Genomic DNA, 5,755 nt, shown 5'->3' on the forward strand with positions numbered 1-5,755 from the left:
CGTACCGGTTCGGGTGCTGCTGAATATCGACAATCCTGGCAGCGACGGCCGCCAGCACTGCAACGCCGCCTCGGTCACCGTGGCGCCCCAGCAGCATGCGATGCTGGTCGTGCCCTTTGGCACCTGGCACGGCGATTCGACCCATCCGCTCGACCAGAAGAATATTGTCTCGTTGAAAGTGCTGCTCGACCAGCCGGGCCGGGGACACCGGTTCCTGGTCGAGAACATCCGAGCCCTGCCTTTCGATCGCAGCGCCATGCGGCAAGTGTTCGCCGATCCGTTCTACGAGCAGTTGCGGCCGCCGTTTGGCCGCGGCATTGACCTGGGCAACATGCTCGATGCGCCGCGCGAAGGCGCTTGGGGCGTGATTCTCAAGCCCGAGTATTTCGGGATCATCAAGAAGGCCGGCTTCGACTCGGTGCGGCTGCCGGTCCGCTGGCCGGCGCATGCCGACGACGCCGCGCCGTACACAATCGACGCGGCGTTCTTCAGCCGTGTCGACGCGGCCGTGCGGCAGGCGCTCGATCAGCAGTTGCAGGTCGTGCTGGACATGCATTATTACGACGAGCTGATGGAGCAGCCCGCGGACCATCGTGCGCGGTTCCTGGGCCTTTGGCGGCAGCTCGCCGAGCATTATCGCGACTACCCGGGCGAGGTCGCCTTCGAGCTGCTGAACGAGCCGATGAAAAAGATCACGGCCGAATTCTGGAACGCGCTGGTGGCCGACACGCTGGCCGAAATCCGGCCTTCGAACCCCGATCGTCAGATCGTGGTGGGGCCGATCGGCTGGAACAGCATTCACGAGCTGCCCGGGTTGGAATTGCCCGAACAGGACCGGCATTTGATTGTCACGATCCACTATTACGAGCCGTTTCACTTCACGCATCAGGGCGCCGATTGGATCGGCCGCGAGTCTCGCGAGTGGCTCGGCACGAAATGGCTCGGCACGCCGGCCGAGCAGCGTGCCGTGCAGCGCGATTTCGACACGGCCATCACCTGGGCGGTCGAGCATCGCCGTCCGCTATATTTAGGCGAGTTCGGCGCCTTCGAGCGAGCCGATCTGGAATCGCGAGCCCGCTGGACCCGCTACGTGGCCGAGCAAGCCGTGGCACGCAAGATGGGCTTTGGCTATTGGGAGTTCTGCGCCGGCTTCGGCGCCTACGACCCTCGGCAACAAGCCTGGATCGAGCCGCTGAAAGCCGCCCTGTTGCCGCACTGACAAGATTCTCCAGCAGCCACTTAGCAAAGAACGTAGCCGGCCAGCCCGCTCGTCGCAAACTGGCTGCGCCCCCCAGCGACGCCACGATCAACTTCTATTGCGGGGACACTGCCCCCACCGCCGTCGCTATACTGCCGGTATGTCCGAGAAACCCTGCCGCCGCTGGTTCCGGTTCAGTCTGCGGACTCTGTTCGTGGCGCTGGTACTGCTGTCGTTGCCGATGGCATGGTACACCAGGATGCGATTGTGGTTTGAGGAGCGCGCAGCCGCAGCCGAGGGCCAGGGGAAATGGGTCCGTGCAGACCCTATGCACGACGGCGCGGATGCGCCCTGGCAACTCAGGATGCTTTTTCATGAATTCGGTATTGCCCATGCCTACATCCGGAACGGGACCGACGAGCAGGTAGCCGAAGCGAAGCGACTCTTTCCAGAGGCGGAAATCATTGTCTTCACCGGACCATTGACCTACGTCGAATGGTTGAGCGATGCCTATGTGCAACGCACTGGCCCGCAGCCTCCCGTGGCACCGGCAGACCAGCAACGCATCCTGTCAGCCATCATTCGCGATGCTGCCCCGGCCCGCATGGACGAGAACGCCCTTTGCGCACTATCACGGCAATTCGAGGGCGGCGGTAGTTCCTTGCAACTCACCCACGTCCCAAGCAGGCTCAGCGTTCAGGACGATGGCCCGAACCCCGCGCCGACAACCGAGCGATGGAATTTGCTTCGACGACGGCTCGCGACATTGCTCGCCGACCATCCGCCCGCTGGCAGTGCCGCTCCCTAGCTTTTTGGCGGCAACACAACGACGCACGCACTACCAACAGCGGGGTAGTGTCGTAAGATCGAATGGCACTAACTTAAGGAAGCGGCTCGCGAGGCCAGCCGGCGGTGGCACTTTTGCGCCGCCAAGACGCGGGCCGCCCTCCAAGAGTCGATAGCGGGCTGCGGAATCTCTGACGTGGCTTAGTGGTTCATAATCGGCCGTACATTGATAGCCATTGTTAGGTTCGCGCTTTTAGACGCGATCGGTATGGCACAAGCTTCATTCTGGGCGCGAGTAGCTCGCTAGTTTTCGGCAGTATAAGCCTGTCCGAAAAATACATTACCTCTTGCCCCTCGTACTTCTCGTGCGCGGTATAGTGAAGCCCGTACACGATTCTGCGACATAAGGGGTAGAGCTTTTGGGTGATCGCAGCATAGTCATAGGTGACAATCCACGGCTGCTTCATCCGCAGAATTCGCGCCTGTAAATCGTGGTGGTCTTGGATGCTGTAGTCATTCATGTACAGCAATTGACTTCGCTCAATATATGGCGGATCGAAAAAGATAAATGAATTGCCGCCAATACCAGGGATGACCTTGTTGGTGAATTCCAGGGCATCCATCTGGTAGAGATTGATTCGCTCTTTGTACCTGCCTATTTTTTTAATTCGCTCGATAAGCTCACTTCTGTTGAATCGAACCCCTAGCGTCCAGTCCCCGGCTTGATCCTTTCCTCCAATCACTCCGCCGCGAATAATCCCTGAGCGATTTGTACGGTTGAGAAAGAGCGCGGAGAACCCGAGTTCGTGCAACTCTGCCGATTCGCGCCGCCTATAAACCTCGCGGTGGCGGCGCCAAGCAGGCATTGTGATCTTGGCAGTTCTAATCCTGTTGCAGAGCCATTCAGTCTTATTGAGAACCGTGTGCCAGAACGCAAACACTGGCCGACTCAAGTCGTTCAGGTGAACGACCGAAGCATACTCCTCGAAAAGCAGCCCGATTGCGACCGCCGCGCCCCCGGCATACGGCTCGACATACTGAGTGTCTTGCAGTCCGTTGAGCTCAAGAAGGCGCACAACGACGCCAGCAAGGCGCCGCTTTCCGCCTGGATATCGCAACGGCGTGTAGTGCAGCATAGCCATTATGCTAGCGAGTGCCGGCGCTCATGGCCATAGGAAGCAGTTTACGGCGACCACGTGGCCATTACGAACGGCTGCAAGCTGCTCCAATGAGCGCGTAAGTCGCCTGGCGCGGGAAATGCGTTCTGGTTGTGGATATAGTCGTGCATTAAGTCAATCGACGGAAGAAGGTAGGAATCTCTAGCCATTGCCTTTCGCACTGGCTTTGCTTGCTGGGCCGTCAGCTTCTTTCGAGTCAGAAGGTCGTTTAGAACATGCTCCAGCTTATTCCTGAGCTTGTCGTGGGCGGTTGCTGCCAGGGAATGCGAAGAGATGTATTCATCGGCGCTTAGCTCGATAAAGACTCGCAGCAATACGGCAACGGCGTTTGTGTGGCTCTCAAGGCTGAGCGTCCGCAGTTCGCCTTCGATCGCTCGAATCCTGGCGTGACGTATTCTAAGAATGCAGTCGCTTGGGATTAGATGGTCTCGTGCCTTCGACCGCCGAACCTTCTTTGTGCTTTTGGTTTTTACTGCGCCCTTCTCGTTGCTTTCCTGGATGCCGCGGCTTTCGCCTTTCGTTGCCGCAACTACAACCGATGCTGGCAGCTTATCTGCGTAGCCCTTTCGCTGTGCTTTCTTGTATAGGTCGCTGACAGTCGTCTTTCCAGATGCGAGATCGCTGGCAACGTACTTTAGTGCCTTCGCGACTTTTTTGTCGTTCGCGAGAACCTGAAGTTCGCCTCCTTGGAGGCCAAGGCCGAGCTTAGCGCGAACCTCTGGCGTTCCAAGAACTCGCCTTAGGGTGGAAGCCGGCACCTCGGCGCGCTCGTCTGGCGTGAGAACGCCCTGCGCCTCCAAATAGTCGAGTGCCTGTGTGCTAAGATCCTTCGGCCCGCGGCGCGCGCGAAAGCGGTTTGCTTCGTCGCCTCCCCATCGAACGACTCCGGCCCCCTCGTTTTCTCCGGTGTGGCGGAGCATTATCCAATGCTCGGCTTCGGCACGGTTTTTGACTGCAACGCACTGCACCAAATCAATTGGGGATTCGCGATATGTTTTTGAAAGCGATCGCATTGACGCTAGGGCCCCGGCGTCCAGCGAGCCAATAAACGTATCAGGGTTTTCCAGGGCTTTGAGTGCAACCAGTCGACGATTTCCTTCCAGCACTATAAAGCGGTTCTTCTCGTCGTCTGCCGGCATCACGATTGGCAATTCGGAAAGACTAAGGCCTTCGGCGACGATATCCTTGGCGAGTGCTACAATCTTGCCTGGCATCGCCTTGGCCAACGCACGCATAGTTTCCCGCTGCCCCTCATTGGGCTGCGAAAGGCGCGGGTTTTCGGAATCAACAAGCAGGTTCGACGGCGCTATTCCGAGGTATTCGGCCATCTTGGTCCCCCATAGAATCCCGGATGGATAGTCAAGCTGGGGGTTATGGTATCATTAGGGCCTATAGTTAGCGATGTATTTGCGCGTGGTTTATGTCAAAACGGCGCTGCAGGTCGCGCTTGCGAACTATTTCCCGGGCTTTCCCGGGTTTAGGCGCCCGACCAAAAGGAAACGCCACCCGGGATGGAGACGATGCCAAAGCGCCGGTTCCGGTTCGGGCTGGGAACGCTGTTCGTGCTGATCGCGGTTGCGGCCCCGGCGCTGGCCTGGACCGGCTACTCGCTGGAGTGGATCAGGGACCGCAAGCAGGCCTTGTCGGAAACTCCGATGTTTCCAGATGGCGGCTGCATGATGCTTGGCTCGCAGGACATCACCGCCCCCGGCTGGCTTTGGCTCTTCGGTGAAACAGGCAGAGATCGCATCGAGACGCTCCATGCGTCGCCCGAGCAAGTTGAGCGGCTCAAGCATCTGTTCCCTGAATCCCTGGTGTTCAACTTTGCCCCGATGAAGAGGCGGCGCGCGGTCCAGCAATAACTTGCTGGGACACTTCCGGCTCGCGGTCCAGCCAGGTTTTTTCATGCGCCAGCGGGTAGGATGAGGTCATGGCACGCCCAGCAAAAAAAACGCGCCATACTAGAAGCGAGCGAGCTGACAATCGTGCCTGATCCGAGCAAGCTTAAAATTGGCGACAAGGTAAGGTTCATCAGCCTTCCCGAAGATTGGGCCCGTCCTGGTATCGGCGTACCCCGGGAAAGCGTGGCATTCATGAGGGAGATGATTCGACGCGGCTACTCTTCGAGAGTATCCCAAATCGAACACGGCGGTCCGTGGATCAAGGCAAGGATCTGGCGTCGGGGCCGCTGGGAGCACCACACCTGGGGCATATTTGAGTCAACGGGCTGGCGAAAGGTGCGTCGGCGGAAGAAAAGGCCCATTTCAAACTGACCCACTACCGGCGCCCACCCTTTCTTAAGTTAGTGCCATTCGATCTTAAGACCCTTCCTCATGCGGCAGTTGATTGACCTGCGGCGCAACCGCACCGATACTAAATGCTCGGTCGCGGCATTGAGCGCCGCCGACTGCCGAGCCTTTGTTTTCGCCTGCCTCGTTATCCCGCCAAATTCGTAGGATTGCCGCTGATGCGCCTCGCTGCCCTGGTGTTGAGTTGCTGTGCCTTGCTTTGCGGTCAGGCTTATGCCGCCAAGCAGCCGAATGTCGTGGTGATTCTGGCCGACGACTCGGGATTTTCGGACCTGGGCTGTTAT

At 58.7% G+C, this 5,755-nt stretch carries 5 protein-coding genes; 3 read left to right on the plus strand and 2 right to left on the minus strand.

Annotated features, from left to right (window positions below):
• Both VGG64_07030 and VGG64_07035 read left to right on the plus strand, forming a co-directional pair.
• Positions 1 to 1,219 (plus strand): glycoside hydrolase family 5 protein (locus tag VGG64_07030; GenBank protein ID HEY1599338.1); only part of this gene is annotated, 1,219 nt, incomplete at its 5' end.
• A 139-nt stretch (positions 1,220 to 1,358) separates the two neighbouring features.
• Positions 1,359 to 2,006 carry a hypothetical protein gene (locus VGG64_07035; GenBank protein HEY1599339.1) on the plus strand — a complete coding sequence of 216 codons (648 nt, stop codon included), beginning with the start codon at positions 1,359 to 1,361 and terminating at the stop codon, positions 2,004 to 2,006.
• 217 nt (positions 2,007 to 2,223) lie between these two features.
• Here VGG64_07035 and VGG64_07040 read toward each other — a convergent pair whose 3' ends face one another.
• Positions 2,224 to 3,126 carry a DNA adenine methylase gene (locus tag VGG64_07040; GenBank protein ID HEY1599340.1) on the minus strand — a complete coding sequence of 301 codons (903 nt, stop codon included), beginning with the start codon at positions 3,124 to 3,126 and terminating at the stop codon, positions 2,224 to 2,226.
• Positions 3,127 to 3,167: 41 nt separating this feature from the next.
• Positions 3,168 to 4,490: a hypothetical protein gene (locus VGG64_07045; GenBank protein ID HEY1599341.1), complete on the minus strand. Its 1,323-nt coding sequence runs from the start codon at positions 4,488 to 4,490 to the stop codon at positions 3,168 to 3,170.
• Positions 4,491 to 4,682: 192 nt separating this feature from the next.
• Between VGG64_07045 and VGG64_07050 the strand changes: the two genes are divergently transcribed.
• Entirely contained in the window at positions 4,683 to 5,024 is a 342-nt protein-coding gene (locus VGG64_07050) for a hypothetical protein (GenBank protein HEY1599342.1), read from the plus strand.
• Positions 5,025 to 5,755 lie beyond the last annotated feature (731 nt).

It is taken from the genome of Pirellulales bacterium (assembly GCA_036490175.1).
Lineage (GTDB): Bacteria > Planctomycetota > Planctomycetia > Pirellulales > JACPPG01 > JACPPG01.

Excerpts from the sequence above, each read along its gene's own strand:
- VGG64_07035 (HEY1599339.1), top strand. The coding sequence starts at position 1,359 with ATGTCCGAGAAACCCTGCCGCCGCTGGTTCCGGTTCAGTCTGCGGACT.
- VGG64_07050 (HEY1599342.1), top strand. The coding sequence starts at position 4,683 with ATGCCAAAGCGCCGGTTCCGGTTCGGGCTGGGAACGCTGTTCGTGCTG.
- VGG64_07040 (HEY1599340.1), bottom strand. The coding sequence starts at position 3,126 with ATGGCTATGCTGCACTACACGCCGTTGCGATATCCAGGCGGAAAGCGG.
- VGG64_07045 (HEY1599341.1), bottom strand. The coding sequence starts at position 4,490 with ATGGCCGAATACCTCGGAATAGCGCCGTCGAACCTGCTTGTTGATTCC.